This is a genomic window from Shewanella sp. MF08487, from assembly GCF_050848685.1.
In the GTDB taxonomy this organism is placed as follows: Bacteria; Pseudomonadota; Gammaproteobacteria; order Enterobacterales; family Shewanellaceae; genus Shewanella; species Shewanella glacialipiscicola.
In genome coordinates this window covers 65902-89775 of record NZ_JBOZPB010000006.1, presented here as the reverse complement: position 1 = coordinate 89775, position 23874 = coordinate 65902, and the positions used below count along the sequence as shown (strand labels likewise).

Below are 23874 nucleotides of genomic sequence, written 5' to 3'. Positions count from 1 at the left end.
AGGTTAAATAGGTTCGATGTCTAACGCAAACTTAGCCTGTGGCATCGTTAAATGAATGTGGGCTTGCCATAGCGTATCGCCGACATACTGTTGATAACGGATTTGCACTACATGGGTTTGCGAACGGTTTTTACTGTTCAAGCTATCTTGGCTATTAATCTGACGACAGAATGACGTAACGTCCCGATTGCCGTTCTGATTATTGCTAAGAGTATCGTCAAGGATATCACAATGGCCCGTGACTAAATGGCCGCCGTCTAAATGGGCGTTAACGCTTTGCTCCGGCCAATAGATCAATTGCATCATCGCCATTAAATACTCGGCTTTAAAACTATCACCCAGCAGCACACTTTGTTCACTGCTGAGTGTATTCCCATCATAAACTAAGGTAAACAAAGCCTGCCCCAGTGGCGCTAAGCCAACGAGGGTCATGCGATCGCCTTCTAATTCCACCTGAGTCAGCAACTCGTGGGACTTATCAGCCACTTTAATACTGACCTTTTGGCTGAAGGATTGAGGTAAAAACACCTCAGATTGGCTGTTAGCTTGTTGACCCGTTATGGCAGTATTTGTTGTGATGTTACTTAATGGTTCAGCTAAGGGTTTATCCCTTGTATTGCCAAACTCATTGGCTAGCGGGGCTAAACAGTAATGCACCTTTTCTGCAAGAGCGACGCAGGTCTGCCGCTGTAAAAGTTGAGTACAGCCCATAAGCCCTATGCTGGCAAGCAGTAGGGTAAAGAGCGACAGCCTTTTAGCATTAAGGTTTAGCGGCATGCTGTTAGCCCTCTTCGAACTCAGGAATAGGCATATTATTTTTACATAGCTCAACGACCATATTTAAACGTCGCTCCGAGTCTTTGACGAAGGGATTGGTTGTATCCCAAGCGTAGCCCGCTAGAATCGAGCTGATCATTTGTTTGATTCTATAGTTCGGATTTTCATAGAAGATCACTTCCTGAAAACGGCCATCATACCAAGCTTGCACATAAGTGCGGAAGGCGTTCACGCCCTGCATTAAAGGGGCTGAGTAATCAGCTTGCCAGTCAACCGTTTCACCATTGAGTTGTTTTGTCAGGCATTTTGCCGCCATCGATGCTGATTGCATGGCGATAGTCACCCCAGAGGAAAACACCGGATCGAGAAACTCGCCCGCATTGCCGAGCAGGGCAAACTTGTCGGTCGCAAGGCGCGACACATTAGCGGAATACCCCTTTAGCGTGGCGCATTCTTGCACCACTTTAGCATTGGCGAGCAGCACTTTTAATGTGGGCTCTTCACTGATCATGTGTAGCAATTGTTGCTCAAGTGTGCCCTCAAGATGCGCAAGTAACTCGGGTTTGGCAACCACGCCAAGGGAGCAGCGGCCATGGCTAAAGGGAATCAGCCAATACCAAATGTCTTTATGTTTTGGATGGACACTGATCAAAATCTTATTACGATCAAAACTAGGATCGCTGATGTTATCTTCCACATGGGTGAAGATGGCGCTGCGCGTTGGCAGACAAGACGGACTTTCTAAATTGAGCAGGCGCGGCAATACGCGACCAAAACCACTGGCATCAAGTACAAATTTGGCGTCGATTTGATACAGCTCGCCCGCCTCATTACGTACCGTTAAGCGTGGGTTCTCGGTTAAATCGATCGCCTCGACCGTTTCGCCGTAGCGGATGTCGACCCCTTGGCTTTGGGCGGTATCGGCTAACAGTTTATCGAAACTGGCTCGTTGCACTTGGAATGTGGTGCCCGGCCCTGGGGTAAATTTATCGGTAAAATCGAAGGTGGTGTAAGTTCCATTGCGACGAAAGGCGGCGCCATTTTTATGTTGGAATCCAGCGGCATTGAGCGCATCTAACATGCCCGCTTCTTCGATAAACTGCATGCAGCAGGGCAGTAAACTTTCGCCGATAGAGAAACGCGGAAAATATTGCTTCTCGATGACCAGTACACGCTTGCCTTGCTGGTGCAGCAGGCTGGCAGCGATAGCGCCAGAAGGTCCTGCGCCGATAATGGCCACATCGACATCAAGTGAATTTGACATAGCTGATAAATCGTGAACCTGTGTAGACATGTAAAATACGTTCCTTGTAGTCATCAGGACTTTTTTGTCGTTAGAAGCTGATTGGTGGTTAAAGCCAGTGTTGTGGTCAAAATCAGTGGCGAAAGTAAGAAGGTAAAGCCGATACCCAGCGACAGCGTTAAGCCAAAGTAATGAATTGCTTGGGTCTGGCTAAAAGCGAGTAAGCCAAAGGCCAGTAAGGTCGAGCAGGCCGACATAAATACTGCCATCATTACCGCCTTACCATGGTTTTTCGCCGAGGCAAAAAATAGGCTGTAGTCTACCCCAATCCCGAAAACTAAAATGAGCGCGAGTGCATGGAACAGACTCAGTGGCGAGCCTGTTAAGCCTAAGGTTGCAAGCGTTAGCAAGGCCGCAAGGGCTGGAACGGCAACGACAACCGCGGCTTTTTTAATGCCAAAATTCAGGCTAAACAACAAGAGTGCGATACCCAGTGCGAGCGCTAATAGCTTTAGGGTTAACAGTCGGTAATGGCCCATGACGGCGGAGATATCCGCGACTTTATCGATAAGTTGTACGCTTTCATCATGGGCAAAGCGCGCCTTGAGCGCGTCGATTTGCTGAATGCCGCCAAGCAAGACAATAGCGCCATGCTCAGCGCTCGCCCCTCCATCATTTAGCGCGTCATAGTCGGTGGTCTTGCCATTTGGTGCGAGCCACAGCGGTGCGAGTTGCTTGCCTGCCTCTAGCTTAAAGAAATCCGCTGGGGCGATATATTGGTCTTTAGCTGCTAAGTAGCTTGCTTGCAGCTCTGGCTTTAAGTTCTCATTCAACCCAAGGCTTGTGAGCACAGTATCTATCTGAGTTTGATAGATTTCCCCCTGTAAGCGATAAGCCGTGTCTTGCCTTTGATGGCTGGGCAGATACCGACTCAGGCTGACGTAGTTGCCTAACTCTTGCTTGGCGATAGCGGCATTGAGCATGGGCGACACTCGCTCAAGCTGTTGTAGCAGTGCTTCTTCACTCGCGGCGCGTACCAGTAAGAATTGATTATCTGTGCCGCCGCTGAGTAGCTGCCGGAGCTTATTTTCAGGTTCAGTCACGCTTGCAGGACTTTGCTGTAAATGGCGAATATCGTCATCGACGGTTAACTTGGTTGCGCCACTTAAACACCAGACTAGTATCACCCACGCAAAGCAGCCTATGCCTAACGGCGTGGTCAATTTGTTGGATAACTTAGTTAAATTAGCAAGGTAAGTCCCCGCGAGTGCTAATGGGCGGGAGCCTTCAGGCAAGCGACTGCCCGCTAACAGTGGATAGGCGAGAATGAGGGTGAGATAGGCCCCGAGCAGCCCCGCGGCGCAGAAAATAGCGACTTGCTGCATGCCGGGAAACGGCGCTAAACCTATGCCCACGTAAGCTAAGGCGCTGGTGATAAAGGCGAGTGTCACCGTTGGGAAGATATACGCCACAGTGGCCTGAGCGCTCCGCTCTGTATCGCTTAAGCGCTCGCAGTAAAAATGAAAACTGTAGTCGATGGCAATGCCAATCAAGCTAGTGCCAAACACTAAGGTGAGTAAATGCAGCTCGCCAAACACGCTTAAGGTAAAAGTCACGGCGAGCAACAGCCCGCTGGAAATGGTGACGATTGCCAACAGTAGCGGCATTACAGAACGAAACGCCAACCAAACTAAGGCTATCACCCCAAGTAAGGATGCAAGACCAAGAATCGAGATTTCACTCTTAGCCGTTTGGGTCGCTGCAATCGCGTGAAACAGGGCACCAGCTTTGAGCACATTGATATCTGGGTAGTCTTTTTCAACCGCATCTAAGGCCGCTGTTAATGCCGTCATCTGCGCTAATTGTGCATTGGGATTAAAAGCGCTTTCTAGCCCCTTTGCCATGACGACCGCGGCAACATTATCGCCTTGATTCGCGAGCAGTATCCCTTGGCTGGCCCTGACTTTTGAACTCGGTGCGAGGGCGAGTAAATTGGCGGGGAATAACAGCAGCGGATCTTGGGCGAGCAAGTTGCTATTGGCGTAACTGAAGGCGTTATAAAGCTGCGTTGTGGCCGCCTCAATCAGACTTTCAATATTTTGGCTTGCTAACGCTTCGGCTTGCGGCGCTGTCAGTAATTTAAATCTGTGGGGAAAATAGAATTGCCCTAGCGCTTCGCCGAGCTGCATATCGGCGCTGCGGATATCGGTTAGCGCGTCTTGCTTACCCGTTGCAACAAGGTCAGCTTCAAGCTTTTGCATCAACAGCTTAGCTGCAGCGATTGCCGTGGTTTCATCCTTGGCGACGAGCGCAATATAGACTTGATTGGCGAGCGTGGCTTCAACTTGGTTAAGGGCGCGCTCTGTGAGTTTGTCTTGCTGTAAATGCGGCAGCATAGCGAGAATATCGCTCTGCACCCGTGCGCCGTTTTGCCAGAGTTGCAGCGTCCACAAACTTGCTGACAGCATCAATAGCAACCAAACGACGAGGCGCCACTTGGGGGAAGATTGCATCAAAGCTTGATTGGCGCGCGCGGCGAAGTTGGCGGCCATAGTTAAGGTTTATTTGCCTCTATCGCCAACGCATACTGCGCCAATTCGGTTTCGCTGAGTGTGCCTTGGGAAAGCGCACTAAAGTCGATGCGGGTCATATCCTGTGGTGTCACATTCGGCGCGGCGCTCAGCAGCACTAAGGATTGCAACACATCGCTCCCCTCTAACACCATATTGGCGATAGCTTTTTTCATTAAGGGATCTTTGGGCGTTAGGCCTAATTGCCATTGGCCTTCTGTGTTTAACTTGTCTGTAATGAGAAAGTGCAGCTCGAAGTTTTCGCTTAAACCGGAAATATCACCGCCGAGCATAGCGCGCACTAGGCTGGGTAATAAATCGCCCATAGCGGCGGCGTTCGCCGAGGCATCGGCCTTGCTGATCTGCACTCGACCTTGGCTGTCACGCTGAATAAGTTGTTTATCTTTTAAAATCAGTAGCGACTCAAAAGGCGTTATCTGTTGCCAAATAAGCCCTTGGGTTTGATCAAAGATAAACTGCCCTTGGCTGATTAACGGCTTTTTAAGCACCTTTAACTGCCGAGATTGCACAAAGTGGCCTCGTACTGTTTCGCCCAAATTGAGCTTTTGGCTCAGGGCTATAAGCTGGGTTTTATCCGCATCTTGGCTGAAAAGCGTTTGATAAGCGCTGGCAGAAACTGCCGTTGTCGATGTGTCAGCCTTGCACTGTGCCGATATCCATACGCTGCAAAAACACAGGATAAGCATAAGCTTGATGTGTGTTAGTGCGGCGTTCATTGGTTTTCAACCTTAGCGAGCAGGGTGGCTATTTTGTCACGGAATACATCTGGGGTAACAAAGCACAATTCTTGGGTGCTCATATCGACCGCCGCCTGAATGGTATAACCCTTAGTGATGCGCGCACCGGTTTCGACATCGCGAATTTGATAATTGATCTTTAAGCGGTTTTCCCACTCGACTAACTCGGCGCGGACTGTGATTTTTTGCTCGAAGGTGCTGGCTTTGACGTATTTAATCTGCAAATCGATAATAGGCCACGCATAGTTAGATGCTTGCATTTGGCGGTAGTTGTAGCCCAACTCATCGAGCAGTTTGCAGCGGGCTATTTCGAAATAACGTAGGTAATTGCCATGCCAAGTGATCCCCATAGAATCCACATCGTGGAAGGGGATTTGCATTTCCATATCGATAGTGAGCAATGATTTCATCGGCACACTTCCCATTCGCCTGCTTGGATTTTAGCTATGGTTTGGCGCAGCACGGCTTCAAGCGGCCTATCTTCGATTAAGGTCTCAAAATCACCGCGCACTTGAGCGAGGGTTTTCGCCAATGATGGCGTGAGCGAGGCTTCGTCCAGTTCATTTTGGGCGATACGTAAACCAATACCTTGGGTCATGGCAAGTAATGCTGCCGCCGCGACTTGTTCGGTCAATTGCAGCACGCGCATACAGTCGCGGGCGGCAATAGTGCCCATGCTCACTTTGTCTTGGTTGTGGCATTCGGTCGAGCGCGAGAACACGCTGGCGGGCATAGTGTGCTTGAGCGCTTCTGCTGTCCACGCCGATACCCCAATTTGCACCGCTTTAAAGCCATGATTAATCGCGCGGCGTGGGCCGGTTGAGCCGGATAAGTTAGCGGGTAAGCCATTATTAAACTTAGGGTCCATTACCAGTGCCATTTGGCGATCGATAAGATCGGCTAAGTTAGCCACAGTATTTTTCAGCGAATCCATCGCAAAGGCGATATGGCCGCCGTAAAAATGGCCACCGTGGAGAATATGCTCGCCTTCGCCGTCGACAATCGGGTTGTCGTTGGCGCTGTTGACTTCGGTTTCGATAAACTGACGCATAAACGGCAGCGCATCCTGCAACACGCCGATAATGTGCGGTGCGCAGCGGATGGAATATCTGTCCTGCAGGCGATCCGAATTGCGTGGATGTTCGTGGTGATTTAAATCTTCCCGTATCCAAGTGGCGATTTGGTTTTGCCCTGGATGTGGTTTGGCGGCAAATAAGATTTCATCAAAATGGTTCGAGTTGCCTTTTAACGTTAACGAGGCCATGGCGGTAATGCGACTACTCAAGCGAGCAAGATATTGCGCGCGATCAAAGGCTAAGCAGGCCAAGGCCGTCATTACAGCCGTGCCGTTCATCAGGGCTAAGCCTTCTTTTGGACGCAGGACATGTGGGATGATGTTGAGCTTAGCGTACACATCTTGAGTCGCTTGGCGCTCACCTTGGTAGATTACTTCGCGCTCACCGACTAACACGGCGGCTAAATACGACAGCGGTGTTAAATCCCCGCTGGCGCCGACCGAACCTTCCTCTGGGATGACTGGCACTATGTTGAGATTCAGCAAAGTTTCGATGCGCTTTAATAGCTCATAGGTCACGCCAGATTTGCCAATGGCTAAGGAGTTTAAACGGCAAGCCATCACAGCGCGGGCCTGCATTATGCTTAAGGTCTCGCCTAAACCGCAGCCGTGGAAGCGGGTCAAATGCAGTGGCAATTCGTGGACCAAATCTAAGCTCACATTGACAGTGCAAGAGTCGCCATAACCTGTGGTTACACCATAGACCACACCTTCTTCGTGTAGCAGACTATCGATAAAGCGCGCACCTTTTTGGATATATTCTTGATAATCCGCATCATCACAGAGTTTGACTGGTGCGCCCTTGGCGACAGCAACCACTTGTTCTAAGGTAAGAAATTGACGGCCGAACTCCACAGCCTTTAAGTCTGATTGATTCTTTGAGTCGGCGGCTTGGGTGTGGCTCATGAATGACTAGTCCTGTCTGTCTTATGATCCTGCTCTGGGATCTGCGGTGATGTTGACTCTGCTGTTACAGCATCGGCTTGTACTGAATTGGCTGATACGCGTTCTAATTCGCTGTCTTTACGCCAAAAATCGAAGAAGTTAAACCATTGCAAAGGCTCGCGTCTGGCAAAGTATTCTAAGCGTTCGCTGTAGCGATTTACCGCCTGCTGTAATCTGTCTATTCTGCCCGCCCTTGGGCCTTTAAGTGTTTCGGCGAAGTGTTCTAAATGCACCCGATAACGGCCCTGTTCCCGCAGGCAAAACATTAAAAACACAGGGCAATCGAGTAAGCTCGCCAAAATAAACGGCCCTTGTGGAAACGCCGCATCTTGCCCCATAAACGGCGCATACATGACGCGGCCTTGGGTATTCGATGAGGTTCTATCGCCCGCAATCACCACCAGTTCACCGTCTTCTATCTTTTGCTGCAACAGCATAGACGTTGCAGGGTTCAGCTCGGTCACTTGAATAAGATTGAGCGTGCTATCTGGGTTTAACTGTTTGAGCACCTTATTGAAGTTTTCCGCATGGCTAGTTAATACCATCACATTCACTTTGACTTTACGCTGGTGGATGGATATCGCGCGGCAAAGCTCTAAATTACCGAGATGAGACACCAATAACACGGCGCCTTTACCGCTTTCTAGTTGGTCGACTATGAGTTGGCGGCCGGGGAAATCGACTTGACTTAATTGGATGCGATCGCACCACGCATCGATTCTGTCGAGCGCGGCATTTCCAAAGGCTAAAAAGTGATTCAAGCTATCGCGCCAGCCTACAGGCTGATTGAGCTTAGGGTGTTGCGGCTCAAGCGTTTGCACGCGGCGCAGGAAATCTAACGAGGCTTCGCGGGTGACTTTGCCCGTGAGGAAGAAATAGCAAATCACCGGATACATAATGGTGCGGCACAACCAATGGCCGCCAATACGATAGCTCTGCACTAACAGTTTTATGCCCCAATAACTGCCGCGCTCTTTCATATCAGACCAATGGGCTGAGGTTGCTTTTGTCTCTAATACATTATCGGGAATTGGCGCGGTATGTTGCGACAGCTTACGTTTTAGCAGCCAAGGCAGGCGTTTTAACATGCCAAAAAACAACTTAGTATGCAGTTTAGTGATACGCACGTTATCGGCTATCGCTTTAAAATGGCTGACCCCGCCTTCGGGATAGATCACTTTAGTCGGTTGGAATAAAATCTCTACGCCTTGCCAATAAAACTTTACGAGGATTTCGATATCAAAATCCATGCGCTCTGTTAATGCGTGTTGGCGCAGTAAATGTTCAGTAGCGGCGAGTGGATAAACGCGAAAGCCACACATAGAATCTTGAATATCAAAGCTTAAGGTTTCTACCCATACCCAAAAATGGGTGAGATAACGACCATAAAAGCGCGCCTTAGGCACAGAGTCATCGTATTGGGGTTTACCAGATATTAATGCCGCGGGTTTAGTCTGCGCCTTTGCTATCATCGCCGGAATATCGTTTAGATCATGTTGACCATCGGCATCGACTTGCAATACATGGCTAAAACCATCGCGGTAGGCGCGGCGCAGACCTGTGATGACCGCCGCGCCCTTGCCACGATTGTAGGGATTTTGCAGCAGTATCACCCAAGCATATTGTTGGGCTAAGGCTTGCAGTAAATAGCGAGTTTCATCATTACTGCCATCATCAATCAAATAACAAGGCAGATTAAACTGGGCAAGCTCTGCCAAGGTTTGAGCAATTGCGGCGCTGTGATTGTAATTAGGGATCACTAAAGCAAGTTTAATAGGTACAGGCTCAATTAAGCCGTTTGATGGCGTTAGCACTGGCTCGCCTCATCGCTTTGAGAGGACTGGGTATCCAAGACAATACGACCTGAGGCGTAGCGCTTATTGCCATCGCGGTAAGCGAAGGTGAGTTTACCTTTAGCGGCATTATTGTGAATGCTTAAGGTAACTTCTTGCCCCGGCAGTATGAGTTGCTGAAACTTCAACACTTCAAGATGGGCCACCGCCTCAGCATAACCAAAATACTCACAGCCTAAGCGCACCGCCCAATCTAATTGAGTCACACCCGGCAGCACGGCTTGCTCGGGAAAATGACCATTAAAAGACTCAATCTCGGCAGTGATTAATAGACGTAATTCAATATTATCAATGTCGATGTTGGTATATAGGATTGGCGGTAAATTCGATTTAATCATGATTAAATAACTCGACTAACTCGGTAGTGACACGCTTACCTTGGGTACTCAACGGTAAAATATCGGGATAACGCCAGCGACGTGGTAGTGTGACTCGTTCAAATTGAGCCAGTAAATGTGCTTTTAGGGCATTGTTAATACTGAGCTTACCTTGCTCTTGTAGCACTTTTTTACCGAGTTCAGACAAGGTCACCACCGCGCCCAGTTGGGATTTAAACTGCGGCAATATTACTAGTGCGGTCTGCTCAACATAGGCATGGCTGCACATAAGGGTTTCCATTTGTGCCAGCGATAGACGTTTTTCTTCAATTTTAACAATGCGATCGAGTCGGCCTTTGAGTCTAAACTGACCATTTTCAGTCGGTTCGATTTTATCTTCGCAGCGTAGCCATTCATCATCCGCCAAATAGGGTGATTTAAGCAGCAAGGCACCATCGGTAAGATCTTGATCTATCGAGATTCTGTCGAAAACTTGCCAAGGCTCATCCGCCTCATGCTGGCGACGATAGGCAATGCCGCCGGTTTCTGTGCTACCAAAGATTTCAATCGGCAGATGACCATAGCATTGGTTAATGCCTGTTGCGGCATTAAAACTTAATGGCCCGCCTGAGCTAAATACTAAGCTGGGTGAGCGCAGTTGTCTTTCGTGCTCTAACGCTTTAGGTAGGCGCGATAGCTGGGCAGGGCTACTGATTAAACATAAGTTAGGCAGTAAGGCAGTGTAATAACTTAGGGTTTCTGGGTATTCAATCTGCTCGCTTAAAAATGGCCGACTGGCAGCTAATGGCCATAATATTTTAAATAACAGGCCATAAATATGCTGGTGCGAAACCGTTGAAATCACGCTGCAATGAGGTAGGTGCTCGGCAAAGGTGTGTTCGAGCACGGACACTTCAATATCTAATTGTGTCAGTGTTTTGCGAATCGCCTTAGGCTCGCCGCTGCTACCAGAGGTAAATAACACTAAGTCGCCCATTGCTTCACTGGCGGGCCAAGGTTTATTGGGTAGGCTCAGCTCTTTTTTCAGCAAAATAAAAGCGTGACTTTCGCACAGTGGCTTGTCAGACAATATGCCATCAAACTCGTGCGTTAACTCGCTGAGCGTGCCCTTTTGTATGTTGGCGGGCAGGATGATTTCTTTACCTGCTAAAAGCGCAGCACACAAACCCACGGCAAACAGATCGCTGGCATCACTGGCGAGTAGCCATTTTTTCTCGGGCGCCGCGAGTAACTGCTCGTAAAAATACGCCACTTGATTGGTAAATAATGCACCTGTGACGAGGTCGTGGTGATTAAAACTTATTAGTTGTTGGGCAAAGGGCCCTTGGGTTAACCAGTTTTTGAGTAGCTGTGTCATGTTTTCTTCAACCAAAAGCTGCGATATAACCACTCCCCACCGAGGAGTAGTCCCATGAGTACGTATGCAATCAAACCGTTATACAAGGTCCAGGTTGCTAAGCGAGTAAAGCCAGCGGTATACGCCGCTATCGTGCCATTTAAGATAAATAAGCCGCACCAAAGTCGGGTGACTTTTTTAAGATAAGGTATGGCTTCATCCGGTAAATCGGGTTCTTTTAAGCGGGCTAAACGCTCTATCATGCAAGGGCCTTTGTGCAGCGAGTAACTGAACAGTGCCAGCATAGTGAGATTAATTACCACAGGGTAATACAGTAACCAGTCGCTGCGCTTTGTCAGATAACTGCCTGCGGTGAGCCCAATCCCCACTAGTAATGGTAAAACTAACGTCTTAACCTTTTGCTTTTGTAGTATTAAACGCACTGTCAGTAATAAACACAGTACTAATGCTATGGTGCCAGCAGGTAAATAATTCAGCCCTAAATATACCGCCAGCGGATAGGCCAATAAGGTTAGGGCGGTTAACACCTGTAGCAAGGCGCGCATTAGTCTTTCACTAAACCTTCGATGGCATTAACCACATCGTTGATGGTGCGTACTGATTTAAAGTCATCGGGTTTAATTTTTTTTCCCGTCAGCTGCTGTAGTTTAATCACCAGATCGACGGCATCGATACTGTCTAGATCGAGTTCTTTGTACAGATTAGCTTCTGGCGTTATCGCACCAGCATCTATTTCGAATTCGTCCACTAAAATAGTGGTCAGCATCGCGAGGATTTGTTCACGACTTTGCATATTCCTCTCCTATGGACGCTGTGATTCGATAAAGCGAGCTAAGCTGGCAACGCTGTTAAAATGGGCCTTAGTCGCATCAGAATTAGCTTCGATTTTGATATCAAATTTTTTCTTAATAGCTAAACCCAACTCGAGGGCGTCGATAGAATCTAAACCTAGACCTTCGCCAAAAAGCGGCGCATCGGTTTGGATATCATCAATACTGACATCTTCTAAATCGAGACAATCGATGATTAACTGCTTTATTTCATTGTTTAAGTTCATAAGTATGTTCTAGTTGTTGTTTATAATAATGCTCAAGATCCCGGGTTAATTGTCGGGCCATTTTTGCCTGTTCACCTAAAGCCGTTTGGTACTTTTGGTAAGAAACGATTGCGCCGATTTCAACGGCCATCCCTATGGTCTGTCTTGGGATCTCATACCAAGGTTGCTCCTTTGTCAAACCGCGCACGTTGGTACGTAGCACCACAGGTAAAATATTTGCTTCAACCCTCAGAGCAATATTGGCGGCGCCTCGGGCAAAGGGGTTAATTACCTGACCGACAACCGTGCGCGTACCCTCGGGGAAGATAATTAAATTGGTGCCCCTAGCCAGTACTTCGCGGCAATCCTCTAGCAGGAGTTCCGCGCCGCGATTAGGAATATAACCCGCGCAGGACAAGGCGCCACGCAAAAACGGATTGCGCCATAAGCCTTGCTTGACGATGCAGCCTGCATTAGGCATTAGGCTTATTAGTACCACCACATCAATTAAGCTGGGATGATTGGCGATAACAATAATGCCTTTGGCAGCATGTAATGTTTGCGCATTATGGCAGCTGACTTTGATCACTCCAGCCCAAGTGAGCATAGCGACAAAGCCTTTGAACATAATATGCACGGCTTTTTGTACCCGAATAACCCGCTCCTCAGGTGTACCCGGCCAACAACGCAGTAGCGGCAGAATAGTTAACGAGCTGAATAAACCGCCTAAACCAAAGGTAATATAACAACTTACTCCACCTAACCAACGTGGCAGATAGTGTAATCCTGTGCGGCGAGATTCGGGCAAAGTGTTTGCCACGTTTAGCTCAAAATGCTCTTGACCGCGCAGGGGTTTAGACATGTTCTAAGCGCCAATGCCATCGAGATAAGCAGCCTGAAATATTTTGTGATGTCGCTAGGGCGTGAATAAATTCGCCATAGGTCAAAGGATTAAGCTTTGATGATGCCTCACTGGATAGCGGGCTTACTGTGAGCTTGACTGATGCCTTGGCATCAAAGGGCGCGAGTATAAAGCCGAGCGCCAAGGGAAGCTCAAATTCTTGAGTAAATTCATCGTATACCGGCGGCACAGGATCATCGCCAAACACCAATAATAGTGGTTCAGTAGATTGATGCAACTGAGCGAAAGCCTCAACCATCGCTTGTGATAGGGTTTCTGTTCCTGCTGCCACCGAAGTCGACTGGGTGGTATTTTTCATCACTATGCCAAAAATACCGCTAGCCGTATTGTGCACTGATTGGCTAAATCCTAAGGGAGATAATGGCTGTTTGGCAATAATGTCTTCGAGTAAACCGATAGTACGGGGTAATTCACCGTGGCGCGAAGAAAAAATAGAACGGCAATTGACTTGTGCCTTGCATTGAAAACTCACGTCTAGCATCATTTTAGTTAAGCGACTAAAACGGCGGCGCTGCATAGCAGGGATGTGCGTTAGGGCGGGAGAGCGGTTGTCTTGCTTGGATGAGCTTATCGTCAATGTCGATTCAGCCGAGCTTTTGCGCCAATCACGCCAGCTCTGGTGGTGCTGATATTGGGGAGCCCATGCGCCCCAAGATAAAATGCTGAATGTTAGTTGCACTACTTTGCCTCGACACTTAATTTAAGCTGTCTTAGTTATCCCTAACCTATAAGTTAGAACATGGATGGATTGACTCACCACAGATAGGTTTAAGCATGTTGAAAACGCAAGTTTTAACCCTCTACAGCACGGCTATTCTACACTAAGACCTTCATTTTTATGAAACCATTTGCATCGAGTGGGTTAATAGATTGAAAGTATATGTTGCTAATTTCAACCGCTAAATGGATCTTGCTCAACAATCTTTACTGCGGTGACAATATTCAAAATCTAGGCCAGCATAAAAATAAAAAAAGGCGCCTGCAGCGCCTTTTACGGTTAACTCGATAATTTATGACAAAGAGTCTACTGCGCGAGTTGGTTCTCTAACTTGCGTAACGCGACTTTGAGTTTGCGAGTATTTTCTGGCCCCATGCGGATGAGCAATTTTTGTGCGCTAGGTAGCGCCTCTAAATTAGGGTCAACAAATTGATAGTTAACACTAATCGAACTTAATTCAATGGGGTCTTCAACAATAGGTGCCGCCAGTAACAATTTAATAGCCTGTAGCATTCTGTCGTTAAATTTGGCATTACTGTAGCCGAGTTCGCTAAAGGCCTCTTCTAGCATGGGCGTCATTTGCTTATAAGTAGCCATTAAGCTTTGTTCGTCCATTTTGACGATTGAATCAACATAAGCATCGTATCGGTGGAAACCCTCAGGGTTCAAATACACCTTATTAGTGATTTCAGATACTGTGAACTGTTTTTCTGGGCCTTTGATTGGGCTGACCTTACGGGTTAATTCGCCTTGAGCTAAATTGTCTACAAATACGACAAATTGGCGGGCTAAATCTTGTTGTACTAATGAAGATGCGACCACATTATTATTAATGAGTGCAAGGACTTTTTGTTGCACGAAAGTATCACTTTCAGCCAATGCGGGTACTGGATCTGCTATCACTTCAGGCTCAGGCACGACTGATGTATTGGTATTACTGCTGCCTGTTTCTGGTGTTACTGGCGCGACCTCTTCGGTTTTTAGCTCTGGTGCACTTTCGAGCGTCATTGGCTCAGACGACGGCGTTTCGGGTAACACTATCGGTGCATTCGGGATAAGTTTGGGTGAGTCTGAATCATTACTGTAGTAATAATATCCTCCTGCAGAAAGCAGAATAACGAGCACTATCGCCAAAAGTGCGAAGCGATTACTGCTAGAAGACGTTTCTTTAGGGTCTATTCTATCATCTTGATTAACTTGCATTTTACATCCTTAGCTTGAGTGTTAAGGTTAACTTGGTGAATACATGTAGCTAATATTAACGTGCAAGAGCGGTGTTATGTTTGTACCACTGGTTTATTCTGCAAGTTTCCATGCGCTTGTCTATAGCGCTTAGCTGAACATGAACAATTTATTTTAACTATCGAGGCACATTACTTTTCTTTGGCTTATCTTTGAGGCCTAAGTTAAAAACTTAAGCCTGCACATAATGTTGCCTATGACCGAGCCAACGTAAGATAATCGCGTCGACCTTTTCAGGTGCCTGTGCCATCACATGATTTGCCAGTTTTTGAATGTGTGGGATTAACGCTTGGTCCCGCACCAGATCAGCAATTTTAAGCTCGGCGAGTCCCGTTTGTTTAGTCCCTAGCACTTCACCTGGACCACGAATTTCTAAGTCTTTTTGCGCTATGATAAAACCATCATTACTTTGCCTGAGTACACTCAGCCTTTGGGTTGCAGTATGACTTAGCGGCGCCTTGTAGAGTAACACACAATGGCTTGCTATAGCGCCTCGACCGACTCGTCCGCGTAGTTGATGCAGTTGGGCTAAGCCTAAACGTTCAGGGTTTTCGATGATCATTAGGCTAGAGTTGGGTACGTCAACGCCGACTTCAATTACCGTCGTCGCGACTAATAAATGGATAATTCCTGCTTTAAAATCGGCCATGATCTGCTGTTTTTCAGCACTTTTTAATCTCCCGTGAACCAGACCAATATTTAATTCGGGCAAGGCGAGGCGCAGTTCTTCGGCCGTGTCTTCGGCGGCTTGGCATTCGAGCACTTCGGATTCTTCAATCAGAGTACACACCCAATAGGCCTGACGTTTATCTGTGATGACGGCGTTGCGTACCCGTTCGAGCACTTCTTGGCGACGCGTATCGGCAATCGCCACGGTAGTCACAGGAGTACGCCCTGGAGGCAGTTCATCAATAATTGAGGTATCGAGATCCGCATAGGCTGTCATCGCTAGCGTGCGGGGGATTGGTGTTGCCGTCATGATCAATTGATGCGGGTGGAAGCCTTGACTCACGCCCTTTTCTCGCAGACCTAAGCGTTGGTGTACGCCGAACCTGTGCTGCTCATCTATGATAATTAACGCAAGTTTGCTAAAGACCACATGCTGCTGGAAGATGGCATGGGTACCAATCACCATCTGCGCGGCGCCCGATTGTATATCTTCTAATGATTGCGCTCTAACTTTGCCCTTGAGCTTACCCGCCAGCCAACCGACTTTAAGTCCGAGTGGCTCAAACCAAGCGGCAAAGTTAGTTGCATGCTGCTCGGCTAGTAACTCAGTTGGCGCCATCATAGCCACTTGGTAACCATTTTCAATTGCTTGCAATGCAGCCATCGCCGCCACTAAGGTTTTACCTGAGCCAACATCCCCTTGTACTAAGCGCATCATAGGGTGTGGTTTTTCTAAATCTTTGCCTATATCGGCCACCACTCTTTGCTGGGCGCCGGTGGGCTTAAAAGGCAAAGCAGCGAGGAAAGAGTTGAGCAATTGCCCCGTGGCGGGCATGGTGACCGCGGCGTCTAAATTACTGCGCTGTCTTAGACGTAACATGCTGAGATTATGGGCGAGTAATTCTTCTTGTACTAAACGCTGCTGGGCAGGGTGTTGGCCTAACTCTAAATCGAACTGAGAGATCCCCGCAGGAGGTCGATGCAGCGTCTGCAGCGCTTGTTTAAGGCTGATGTTGTTTGGTTGCAACTGCGGTGGCAGCAGCTCAGTTAAGCCGCCATCTTCCAGCAATACCAAGGCTTGCTCCGTCAGCTTTAGCCAACTTGCCTGTTTTAAGCCTTCAGTAGTGGGATAAATCGGCGTTAGGGTATCGCTTAGGTGAACATCTTCTCCGGGATACACGACTTTATATTCTGGATGCACTATCTCGGCTTGATGGCCGCCACGGCGCACTTCACCGTAGGCGCGGATCATCAAACCATTTTGCATGGCATTACGTTGGGCAACGGAAAAGTTAAAGAAGCGCAGGCTCAAGCTACCCGTATCGTCGCGCACATTGCAGACCAGCATACGCTTGCGGCCTTGGATGATTTGCGTCGATTGGATTTGTGCTTCTACGGTGCCGTAACTGCCGGGCATAAGGGCGGCAATCGGATAGATTTGGGTTCTGTCTTCGTAGCGCAGGGGTAAGTGAAACAGCAGATCTTGTACTGTTGTGATGCCGAGCTTTGCGAGTTTCTCCGCGACCTTTTTGGCGACGCCTTTGAGGTCGGTGATCGGAACAAGATCCAATTGCTGCAAGTCGTTAGCACTCAATCACTGTGAATTTATACATATATTAACAGAGAATAAGCGTAAGGCAATCTCAAGGGTTGTAAGGGAGAAACCAAACTGTGTTTAGCCGCTTGGCGAAGGTTAATTTGTGAGACATAGATAGTAAAACACCGGAATGATTCCGGTGTTTTTAATCGCAATGTGTAAGTTGTGGTGTTAAACCAAAGCTTGTGTGCTTGCTTGGTTAACTAAATAACCCATGTAACCTAAGTAGCCTAGCAATAGTACGGAGCCTTCGCGGCGGCCGATACGTAAACCTGTCCAAGCAAAAGGTAAAATGATAACTGCAAATGCCAACATCACGATAAAATCTACCGACTGAAAGCCCAATGACGATACCGGTTGCACGATAGCTGTGATACCTAAAATGCCTAAAATATTAAAGAGATTAGATCCAACAATGTTACCGATAGCGATATCGCTTTGGCCTTTGAGTGCCGCAATAACTGAGGTGACTAATTCAGGCATACTGGTGCCAATTGCCACTATGGTTAAGCCGATAATGACTTCACTCACGCCAAATGTTTTAGCTAAGTCTACTGCGCCATTAACAAACAAAATACCGCCGCCGACCAACATGCTAATACCAACAACAATAAATAGGGCTGAAAGTAATGGGTTATTTGGACCCGCCTCAATTTCTTCCTCTTCATTGCTATTTTTCGAGCTGACGTAACTAAAGGCTAAATAACCGATAAGTAATGATAGCAATACCACACCATCAATCAGACTCAGTTCACCATCTAATAAGAGTCCCCAGAACAACATTGAAGCCAATATCATCAAAGGGATATCGCGTTTCACGACTTGGGATTGCACTTGAATAGGGCGGATAAGCGCTGTGATCGCTAAAATCAAACCTATGTTAGCAATATTAGACCCAATGACGTTACCTAAGGCAATACCGCTGTTGCCGGCTAGTGCTGATTTAACACTTACCGCCAACTCTGGTGCACTAGTACCAAAGGCTACAATCGTTAACCCTATGATAAGTGGTGTAATACCTAAGCGTAGTGCGATGGAGCTCGCGCCGCGGACTAGGGCTTCTGCACCTAGGGTCAAAATAATAAAACCACCAAGAATAGATAATGTAATTAGCATCTTAGGACTCTGTTAAACCTGTTTTAAATGGGATGGTAAAAGGACTCTATGCCCTTAATCGACTGGCGGCATGATACTTGATTCTGTAGCACTTTGACAGATTATGTCATAAAAAAGCACGCTCTTAGCGTGCTTTAACATAACAACAGGATAATGTTAGCTATCCCACTGTTTTAGCTTAGTTATTTTTTAGGTAACTCATCTTCCCAGCGTATTTGGGCACCACGAACACCGTCTACGCGTTCGCTAAAGGCTTTTTCAAGTACATGGCGTTTGATTTTTAGTGTCGGCGTGAGTACGTCGTTTTCAATCGTCCAAGGCTCGGTAACGACCACAATCGCATCGACATGTTCGTGGGACTCTAAGTGTGGATTGACACTATCGAGTGTTGCCTTAAGTGAAGAACGGACTTCCTCGCGTACTTGTAAGTTCGCGCCTTCTGATAGTTGCACTAACGCAATAGGATGTGGCAAACCAGAGCCTATTACGCAAATAAGCTCCACATGCGGATCCTGGGCTAATTTACGCTCGATAGGCACGGGCGCGACATATTTGCCCTTGGCGGTTTTAAAGTTGTCTTTGACTCGGCCAGTAATGGTCACGCAACCATCGGCATCGATAGAACACAGATCGCCAGTATGGAAAAACCCGTCGGCATCAAATGCCGCCGCAGTCGCCTCTGGTTGTAGGTAATAAGCCGTCATTAAACCGGGGCTTTTTAGCAACAACTCGCCATCTTCTCCTTGGCGGATATAGCAATCCTCAACAGGACGGCCAACGCTGCCAATTTTACGGGCATCGAAGGGATAGTTAATAATGGAATAGGCGCAGTTTTCTGTCATTCCCCACGCTTCACAGATATTAAGACCAATGCTGTGATACCAGTGGATCAGTGACGGCGGAATGGGCGCTGAGCCTGAACCCAGTAAACGGCAATGATTTAATCCTAAACCTTTATGGATTTTGTATTTTACTAAGCTGCTGATTAAGGGGATTTTCAGCAATAAGTTGAGTTTGCCCAGGCCAATTTTGTCGATAATATTTTTTTGAAACAGGCTCCATAAGCGCGGTACCGAGAAGAAAACTGTCGGTTTGGCTCGCTGCACATCGGCAACAAAGGAGTCGAGGTTCTCGACGAAGGCGACCACACTACCTGAATAGAAAGAGGAGCCTTCAATCGCCACACGTTCAGTAATGTGCGCTAAGGGTAAATAGGATAAAAGTCGGTCATTACCGTCGGTGCGTAAATCACGCACTACCGCTTGGCAGGTCCAGCCATAGCTGGCGAAGGTTTGAATCGCGCCCTTAGGTTGACCCGTTGAGCCAGAGGTATAGATGAGTGTCATTACTTGATCTGGCGTGGGTAGCGGCGTATCAATTAACGGAGAACCTAGCTTAAGCAATTGATCCCATCGATATTGGGCTGGCATTGTCTCGTAGGGCATTGCAAGGCGGAGTAACTCACCGCCGACACCCGCTTCTTGGTCGGCCCAGTGATCGAGCTTACCAAGAAAAATCGCTTTCGCGCCGCTGTGTTGTAATACGAAACGAATCGTATCGGTATTGGCTGTGGGGTATATCGGCACGCTGACATAGCCACCGAGCATTAACGCAAGGTCAGTGATAAACCATTCAGCACAATTTTTAGAGAGCACGGCAACTTTATCGCCGGGTTCTAAACCGAGGTGGCGTAAAGCGCCCGCTAATTGTTGAACCTTTTCTTGAACCTCGCCCCAAGTGAAATCAAGGTATTGACCCTTGATCGGTTGGCGTAAATAGACTTGATCTCCCTGAGTTTTTGCCCAGTGCGCCAGCATTTCAATTGGCGTCTTAATCGCTGTATCCATTGGCAATTCCCTGTTCTTTATTGTTTTTTGGCTTGGCTCAGTATGGCGAGTTTTGTGATGTGGCGCAAATATTTTGCATAATTGTAACATTTAAAATTTGAACACTAAGCTGACAAGCTGAGCGTGAAATAACAATAAAGTATAAACAGGGGATATCAGAGAGTTTTTATAAGGTAATAAAAAAGGCGCCGTAGCGCCTTTTCGTTGAGTTGATGCGAAGATGAGCTACAGCTCCATCACGCCATCCATTTCAACTTGCGAATCTTTTGGCAATTGCTTCACGCCGATAGCTGCGCGCGCAGGGTATGGCTGGCTGAAGTAACGGCTCATGATTTCATTCACTTTTGCGAAATGGCTTAAATCAATCAGGAAGATATTTAACTTCACGATATCGTTAATTGTGCCACCCGCAGCAGTACAAACCGCCGTTAGGTTGTCAAAAACTTGCACAACTTGTGCTTCAAAATCATCGCTAACAATTTGCATTGTGCTTGGCACTAGTGGAATTTGGCCAGATAAATACACTGTGCTGCCAACTTTAACTGCCTGTGAATAAGTGCCAATTGCCGCAGGGGCATTTTCGGTTGCGATAATGATTTTTTCTGCCATGACGCTCTCTCTATTCTTGAGTTAATTAACGATTACGCGATGTGCGCAAGACTTCAGGTAGTACCCTAATACGGCGCATCACGTTGGCTAAATGGATCCGGTCTTTGACTGAAATCCGCAGATTAATCAAATACACACGGCCATCACGCTCTTCCGTACTGAGGTTATGAATGTTCGAACCTTCAGCGGCGATAATTGAGGTGATCTTCGCCAGTGCACCATGGTGATTAACAATTTCAACCCGCAGATTAGCCTGATAGTCAACACCTTCGACATTATCCCATTGCACGGGAATGTACTTGTCAGGTTCACCTTGATAGCCGCGAATATTCGCGCAGTTTTCCATATGGACAACCAGACCTTTACCCGGGCTCACATGAGCAATAACTGCGTCGCCTGGAATGGGGCGGCAGCAATTGGCAAAGGTGACCAACATACCTTCGGCGCCACGGATTGGCATCATATGGCCATCGCGGCTCTCTTGATTCTCAAGATTATCGCCAATCAAACGCTGGGCAATAACAATACTCATAGCATTGCCAAGACCTATGTCGGCCAATAGTGAATCGAGCGAGGTATGTTTAGTATCACGCACGACTTTTTCAATTTGTTCCGGTGCAATGCTATCTAGCTTAGTTTTGCCGAGTGCATGGTTAAGCAGGCGGCGACCGAGTGCAATGGCCTCATCACCCTTAAGGCTCTTAAGCACTTGGCGGATCTTAGCGCGTGCCTTACCGGTTACCACAAAGTTTAACCAAGCTGCATTAGGTCGAGCGCCTTTAGCGGTAATAATTTCAACAGTTTGGCCTGAAATTAACGGCTGACTGAGTGGATATGCCTGACGGTTAACGCGGGCACCGACGCAGGTATTGCCCACATCTGTATGCACTTCGTAGGCAAAGTCTACCGCGGTGGCATTAACGGGTAATTCGAGAATCCGGCCTTCAGGGGTGAACACATAAATCTCTTCGGGGAAGAGTTCAGTCTTTACGTTTTCAACGAATTCGAATGAGGTGCTGGCGCTTTGTTGTAATTCCAATAAGCTTTGCATCCACTTACGGGCACGCACTTGAGTTGTTGTGCCTTGGCCTGTTTGTGCACCGCCTTTGTAGGCCCAGTGTGCAGCAACGCCTTTGTCGGCCATTTGGTCCATATCTTCGGTACGAATTTGGATCTCAACGGGCACGCCGTGTGGACCAAATAGTGAGGTATGGAGTGATTGATAACCGTTGGCTTTAGGGATAGCGATATAATCTTTGAAACGACCGGGGCGAGGTTTGTAAAGTCCGTGCATGGCGCCAAGCACGCGATAACAGGTGTCGATAGAATCGACCATCACCCTAAAGGCGTAGATATCCATCACCTCTTGGAATTGCAATTCTTTACTCTGCATCTTGTTATAGATGGAGTAGAGGTTTTTTTCGCGGCCTTTGACTTTTCCCGGAATACCGGCGTCGTTTAAGCGCGTATGTATTGCGGCTTCAATGCCTTGGATCAATTCTTTGCGATTACCGCGGGCGGCTTTAACGACTTCTTTAAGCACCCGATATCGCATCGGATAATAGGCTTGGAAACCTAAGTCTTCTAATTCGGTCTTGATATTATGGATACCGAGACGGTTAGCGATGGGTGCATAGATTTCTAGGGTTTCGCGGGCAATACGGCGACGTTTGTCGGGACGTAGTGCACCTAAGGTTCGCATGTTGTGGGTTCTATCGGCAAGCTTGATGAGGATAACGCGGATATCCTGCGTCATCGCCATCATCATTTTACGGAAGTTTTCAGCCTGAGCTTCTTTCTTGTCGCGAAATTTAAGCTTATCGAGTTTTGACACGCCTTCAACGAGCTCAGCCACCGCGACACCGAAAAGTTCGGCTAAATCGTCTTTGGTGACATAAGTGTCTTCTATTGTATCGTGAAGCAGGGCTGCCATCAGCGTCTCATGATCAAGACGCATCTCAGCAAGGATGCGGGCGACCGCAACCGGATGAGTAATATAAGGTTCACCACTCGTGCGCATTTGCCCTTCATGGGCATCACGCGCAATTTGGTACGCCTGCTTGAGTAACTCTACCTGTTCGGGTTCTAAGTAACCGGAAGCAGACTCCTTTAGACCTTCAAACAGATACAAGTGGCAGCTCTCCTTTACCTAAACAGGTGTTTACTCAATTATGCTTATAACGATAATGAACGGCCTTCAGCAATAGCTGCAACCGCTGCAATTTCAGCGGCTTCACGTTCACGTACCGTTTGACGCTCATCGGCATCTAAGGTGTGAGCAGTGACTAAACCTAGTTCGATTTCACGCAGGGCGATAACCGTTGGCTTGTCGTTCATCTCTTCAACCATAGGGTCTTTACCCTGCACGGCGATTTGGCGAGCACGACGCGCTGCAACCAGGATCATATCAAAACGGTTGCCGATTTGTTCTACGGCGTCTTCTACAGTTACGCGAGCCATGTGTTGAAACTCCAGTTTATCTAGGGAAAAAATGACGCAAAATTGTACACTATGACAGGTTAGTCTGCCAACAGATCGTGAAGCATAGCATTTTGCGCGTGGATCTGACTAGCACCTGTTAAGCGCTTGCTGCGAATGATCGCACGCAAATCGGCTAAGGCGGTGTCAAAATCGTCGTTGACGATAATAAAATCGTATTCTCGGTAATGGGATATTTCCGATACGGCCTGTGCCATGCGGCTGGCAATAACATCAGGACTATCTTGACCACGGCCTGTGAGACGGCGCTCAAGTTCGGCTTTCGATGGCGGTAGAATAAACACACTAACGGCATCTGCCATTACCGCTTTCACTTGCTGCGCCCCTTGCCAGTCGATATCGAGGAATACATCAATACCTTGGCTGAGCGTATGTTCGATGACATGGCGCGAGGTGCCATAGTAATTGCCAAAGACTTCTGCCCACTCAAAAAAAGCATTTTCAGCAATTAACGCTTTGAATTGGTCAACATTAACGAAGTGATAGTGTTGACCATCAACTTCGCCTGGGCGTGGTGCACGGGTAGTGTGTGATACCGAAACCTGCATATCGGCGGGCTTGTCTTTAAGCAAAGCCGAGATTAGCGAGGATTTACCTGCGCCACTGGGCGCCGACACAATAAATAAATTTCCGCGTGCGGTCATGAGCTAAATATCCAATTGGTAACGCAAGAAGGGCCCTGAAAGCCGTGTATTATAGCGAT

The 23874-nt window shown here is 47.7% G+C and carries 22 protein-coding genes; all 22 read right to left on the bottom strand.

Going from position 1 to position 23874, the window contains the following annotated elements; all coding sequences use genetic code 11:
- Positions 1–3 precede the first annotated feature (3 nt).
- A complete protein-coding gene (locus ACRN9H_RS06335) occupies positions 4–777 on the bottom strand; it encodes a DUF3261 domain-containing protein (RefSeq protein ID WP_432312963.1) in 774 nt (257 codons plus the stop codon).
- A gap of 4 nt (positions 778–781) precedes the next feature.
- Complete coding sequence (locus ACRN9H_RS06330; RefSeq protein ID WP_432312962.1) at positions 782–2071, bottom strand: NAD(P)/FAD-dependent oxidoreductase; 1290 nt, start codon at positions 2069–2071, stop codon at positions 782–784.
- 23 nt (positions 2072–2094) lie between these two features.
- A complete protein-coding gene (locus ACRN9H_RS06325) occupies positions 2095–4572 on the bottom strand; it encodes an MMPL family transporter (protein ID WP_432312961.1) in 2478 nt (825 codons plus the stop codon).
- 2 nt (positions 4573–4574) lie between these two features.
- Complete coding sequence (locus ACRN9H_RS06320; protein WP_432312960.1) at positions 4575–5327, bottom strand: outer membrane lipoprotein carrier protein LolA; 753 nt, start codon at positions 5325–5327, stop codon at positions 4575–4577.
- A complete protein-coding gene (locus tag ACRN9H_RS06315; protein ID WP_006079813.1) occupies positions 5324–5758 on the bottom strand; it encodes an acyl-CoA thioesterase in 435 nt (144 codons plus the stop codon). The genes ACRN9H_RS06320 and ACRN9H_RS06315 overlap by 4 nt, the downstream gene beginning before the upstream one ends.
- On the bottom strand, positions 5755–7329 hold the full coding sequence (locus tag ACRN9H_RS06310; RefSeq protein WP_432312959.1) for an HAL/PAL/TAL family ammonia-lyase: 1575 nt from the start codon (positions 7327–7329) through the stop codon (positions 5755–5757). The genes ACRN9H_RS06315 and ACRN9H_RS06310 overlap by 4 nt, the downstream gene beginning before the upstream one ends.
- Entirely contained in the window at positions 7326–9182 is a 1857-nt protein-coding gene (locus ACRN9H_RS06305; protein WP_432312958.1) for a glycosyltransferase family 2 protein, read from the bottom strand. The genes ACRN9H_RS06310 and ACRN9H_RS06305 overlap by 4 nt, the downstream gene beginning before the upstream one ends.
- On the bottom strand, positions 9176–9559 hold the full coding sequence (locus ACRN9H_RS06300; protein ID WP_432312957.1) for a thioester dehydrase: 384 nt from the start codon (positions 9557–9559) through the stop codon (positions 9176–9178). The genes ACRN9H_RS06305 and ACRN9H_RS06300 overlap by 7 nt, the downstream gene beginning before the upstream one ends.
- Positions 9552–10916 carry an AMP-binding protein gene (locus ACRN9H_RS06295; RefSeq protein ID WP_432312956.1) on the bottom strand — a complete coding sequence of 455 codons (1365 nt, stop codon included), beginning with the start codon at positions 10914–10916 and terminating at the stop codon, positions 9552–9554. Before ACRN9H_RS06295 ends, ACRN9H_RS06300 begins: the two co-directional genes overlap by 8 nt.
- Complete coding sequence (locus tag ACRN9H_RS06290) at positions 10913–11461, bottom strand: hypothetical protein (protein WP_432312955.1); 549 nt, start codon at positions 11459–11461, stop codon at positions 10913–10915. The genes ACRN9H_RS06295 and ACRN9H_RS06290 overlap by 4 nt, the downstream gene beginning before the upstream one ends.
- Positions 11461–11709, bottom strand: a complete 249-nt coding sequence (locus tag ACRN9H_RS06285) for an acyl carrier protein (protein WP_220771924.1) — start codon at positions 11707–11709, stop codon at positions 11461–11463. Before ACRN9H_RS06285 ends, ACRN9H_RS06290 begins: the two co-directional genes overlap by 1 nt.
- Before the next feature lie 9 nt (positions 11710–11718).
- Entirely contained in the window at positions 11719–11973 is a 255-nt protein-coding gene (locus ACRN9H_RS06280) for a phosphopantetheine-binding protein (protein ID WP_220771923.1), read from the bottom strand.
- Positions 11957–12814 carry a lysophospholipid acyltransferase family protein gene (locus ACRN9H_RS06275; RefSeq protein ID WP_432312953.1) on the bottom strand — a complete coding sequence of 286 codons (858 nt, stop codon included), beginning with the start codon at positions 12812–12814 and terminating at the stop codon, positions 11957–11959. Before ACRN9H_RS06275 ends, ACRN9H_RS06280 begins: the two co-directional genes overlap by 17 nt.
- Positions 12807–13553 (bottom strand): beta-ketoacyl synthase chain length factor, encoded by a 747-nt coding sequence (locus ACRN9H_RS06270; protein ID WP_432312951.1) that lies wholly within the window; start codon positions 13551–13553, stop codon positions 12807–12809. The genes ACRN9H_RS06275 and ACRN9H_RS06270 overlap by 8 nt, the downstream gene beginning before the upstream one ends.
- Positions 13554–13898: 345 nt before the next feature.
- Positions 13899–14795, bottom strand: a complete 897-nt coding sequence (locus ACRN9H_RS06265; RefSeq protein ID WP_432312949.1) for a DUF3014 domain-containing protein — start codon at positions 14793–14795, stop codon at positions 13899–13901.
- Between the two features lie 211 nt (positions 14796–15006).
- Positions 15007–17082: an ATP-dependent DNA helicase RecG gene (gene recG, locus ACRN9H_RS06260; protein ID WP_432312947.1), complete on the bottom strand. Its 2076-nt coding sequence runs from the start codon at positions 17080–17082 to the stop codon at positions 15007–15009.
- A 189-nt stretch (positions 17083–17271) separates the two neighbouring features.
- The gene (locus ACRN9H_RS06255; protein ID WP_432312946.1) at positions 17272–18216 is read right to left on the bottom strand and encodes a calcium/sodium antiporter; all 945 of its coding nucleotides are present in this window, start codon (positions 18214–18216) and stop codon (positions 17272–17274) included.
- 182 nt (positions 18217–18398) lie between these two features.
- Positions 18399–20063 carry an AMP-binding protein gene (locus tag ACRN9H_RS06250; RefSeq protein ID WP_432312944.1) on the bottom strand — a complete coding sequence of 555 codons (1665 nt, stop codon included), beginning with the start codon at positions 20061–20063 and terminating at the stop codon, positions 18399–18401.
- Between the two features lie 225 nt (positions 20064–20288).
- Positions 20289–20672, bottom strand: a complete 384-nt coding sequence (locus ACRN9H_RS06245) for a RidA family protein (RefSeq protein ID WP_076497137.1) — start codon at positions 20670–20672, stop codon at positions 20289–20291.
- A gap of 25 nt (positions 20673–20697) precedes the next feature.
- Positions 20698–22803, bottom strand: a complete 2106-nt coding sequence (gene spoT / locus ACRN9H_RS06240) for a bifunctional GTP diphosphokinase/guanosine-3',5'-bis pyrophosphate 3'-pyrophosphohydrolase (RefSeq protein WP_432312942.1) — start codon at positions 22801–22803, stop codon at positions 20698–20700.
- Positions 22804–22847: 44 nt separating this feature from the next.
- Positions 22848–23132, bottom strand: a complete 285-nt coding sequence (gene rpoZ, locus ACRN9H_RS06235) for a DNA-directed RNA polymerase subunit omega (RefSeq protein ID WP_076497135.1) — start codon at positions 23130–23132, stop codon at positions 22848–22850.
- A 59-nt stretch (positions 23133–23191) separates the two neighbouring features.
- A complete protein-coding gene (gmk, locus tag ACRN9H_RS06230; RefSeq protein ID WP_432312940.1) occupies positions 23192–23815 on the bottom strand; it encodes a guanylate kinase in 624 nt (207 codons plus the stop codon).
- Between the last annotated feature and the right edge of the window lie 59 nt (positions 23816–23874).

Coding starts and splice junctions, on each gene's coding strand:
- ACRN9H_RS06310 (WP_432312959.1), bottom strand. CDS start 7,329: ATGAGCCACACCCAAGCCGCCGACTCAAAGAATCAATCAGACTTAAAG.
- ACRN9H_RS06295 (WP_432312956.1), bottom strand. CDS start 10,916: ATGACACAGCTACTCAAAAACTGGTTAACCCAAGGGCCCTTTGCCCAA.
- ACRN9H_RS06250 (WP_432312944.1), bottom strand. CDS start 20,063: ATGGATACAGCGATTAAGACGCCAATTGAAATGCTGGCGCACTGGGCA.
- rpoZ (WP_076497135.1), bottom strand. CDS start 23,132: ATGGCTCGCGTAACTGTAGAAGACGCCGTAGAACAAATCGGCAACCGT.
- ACRN9H_RS06320 (WP_432312960.1), bottom strand. CDS start 5,327: ATGAACGCCGCACTAACACACATCAAGCTTATGCTTATCCTGTGTTTT.
- ACRN9H_RS06325 (WP_432312961.1), bottom strand. CDS start 4,572: ATGGCCGCCAACTTCGCCGCGCGCGCCAATCAAGCTTTGATGCAATCT.
- gmk (WP_432312940.1), bottom strand. CDS start 23,815: ATGACCGCACGCGGAAATTTATTTATTGTGTCGGCGCCCAGTGGCGCA.
- ACRN9H_RS06280 (WP_220771923.1), bottom strand. CDS start 11,973: ATGAACTTAAACAATGAAATAAAGCAGTTAATCATCGATTGTCTCGAT.
- ACRN9H_RS06315 (WP_006079813.1), bottom strand. CDS start 5,758: ATGAAATCATTGCTCACTATCGATATGGAAATGCAAATCCCCTTCCAC.
- ACRN9H_RS06275 (WP_432312953.1), bottom strand. CDS start 12,814: ATGTCTAAACCCCTGCGCGGTCAAGAGCATTTTGAGCTAAACGTGGCA.
- ACRN9H_RS06285 (WP_220771924.1), bottom strand. CDS start 11,709: ATGCAAAGTCGTGAACAAATCCTCGCGATGCTGACCACTATTTTAGTG.
- ACRN9H_RS06335 (WP_432312963.1), bottom strand. CDS start 777: ATGCCGCTAAACCTTAATGCTAAAAGGCTGTCGCTCTTTACCCTACTG.
- ACRN9H_RS06300 (WP_432312957.1), bottom strand. CDS start 9,559: ATGATTAAATCGAATTTACCGCCAATCCTATATACCAACATCGACATT.
- ACRN9H_RS06265 (WP_432312949.1), bottom strand. CDS start 14,795: ATGCAAGTTAATCAAGATGATAGAATAGACCCTAAAGAAACGTCTTCT.
- ACRN9H_RS06330 (WP_432312962.1), bottom strand. CDS start 2,071: ATGTCTACACAGGTTCACGATTTATCAGCTATGTCAAATTCACTTGAT.
- ACRN9H_RS06290 (WP_432312955.1), bottom strand. CDS start 11,461: ATGCGCGCCTTGCTACAGGTGTTAACCGCCCTAACCTTATTGGCCTAT.
- ACRN9H_RS06255 (WP_432312946.1), bottom strand. CDS start 18,216: ATGCTAATTACATTATCTATTCTTGGTGGTTTTATTATTTTGACCCTA.
- ACRN9H_RS06245 (WP_076497137.1), bottom strand. CDS start 20,672: ATGGCAGAAAAAATCATTATCGCAACCGAAAATGCCCCTGCGGCAATT.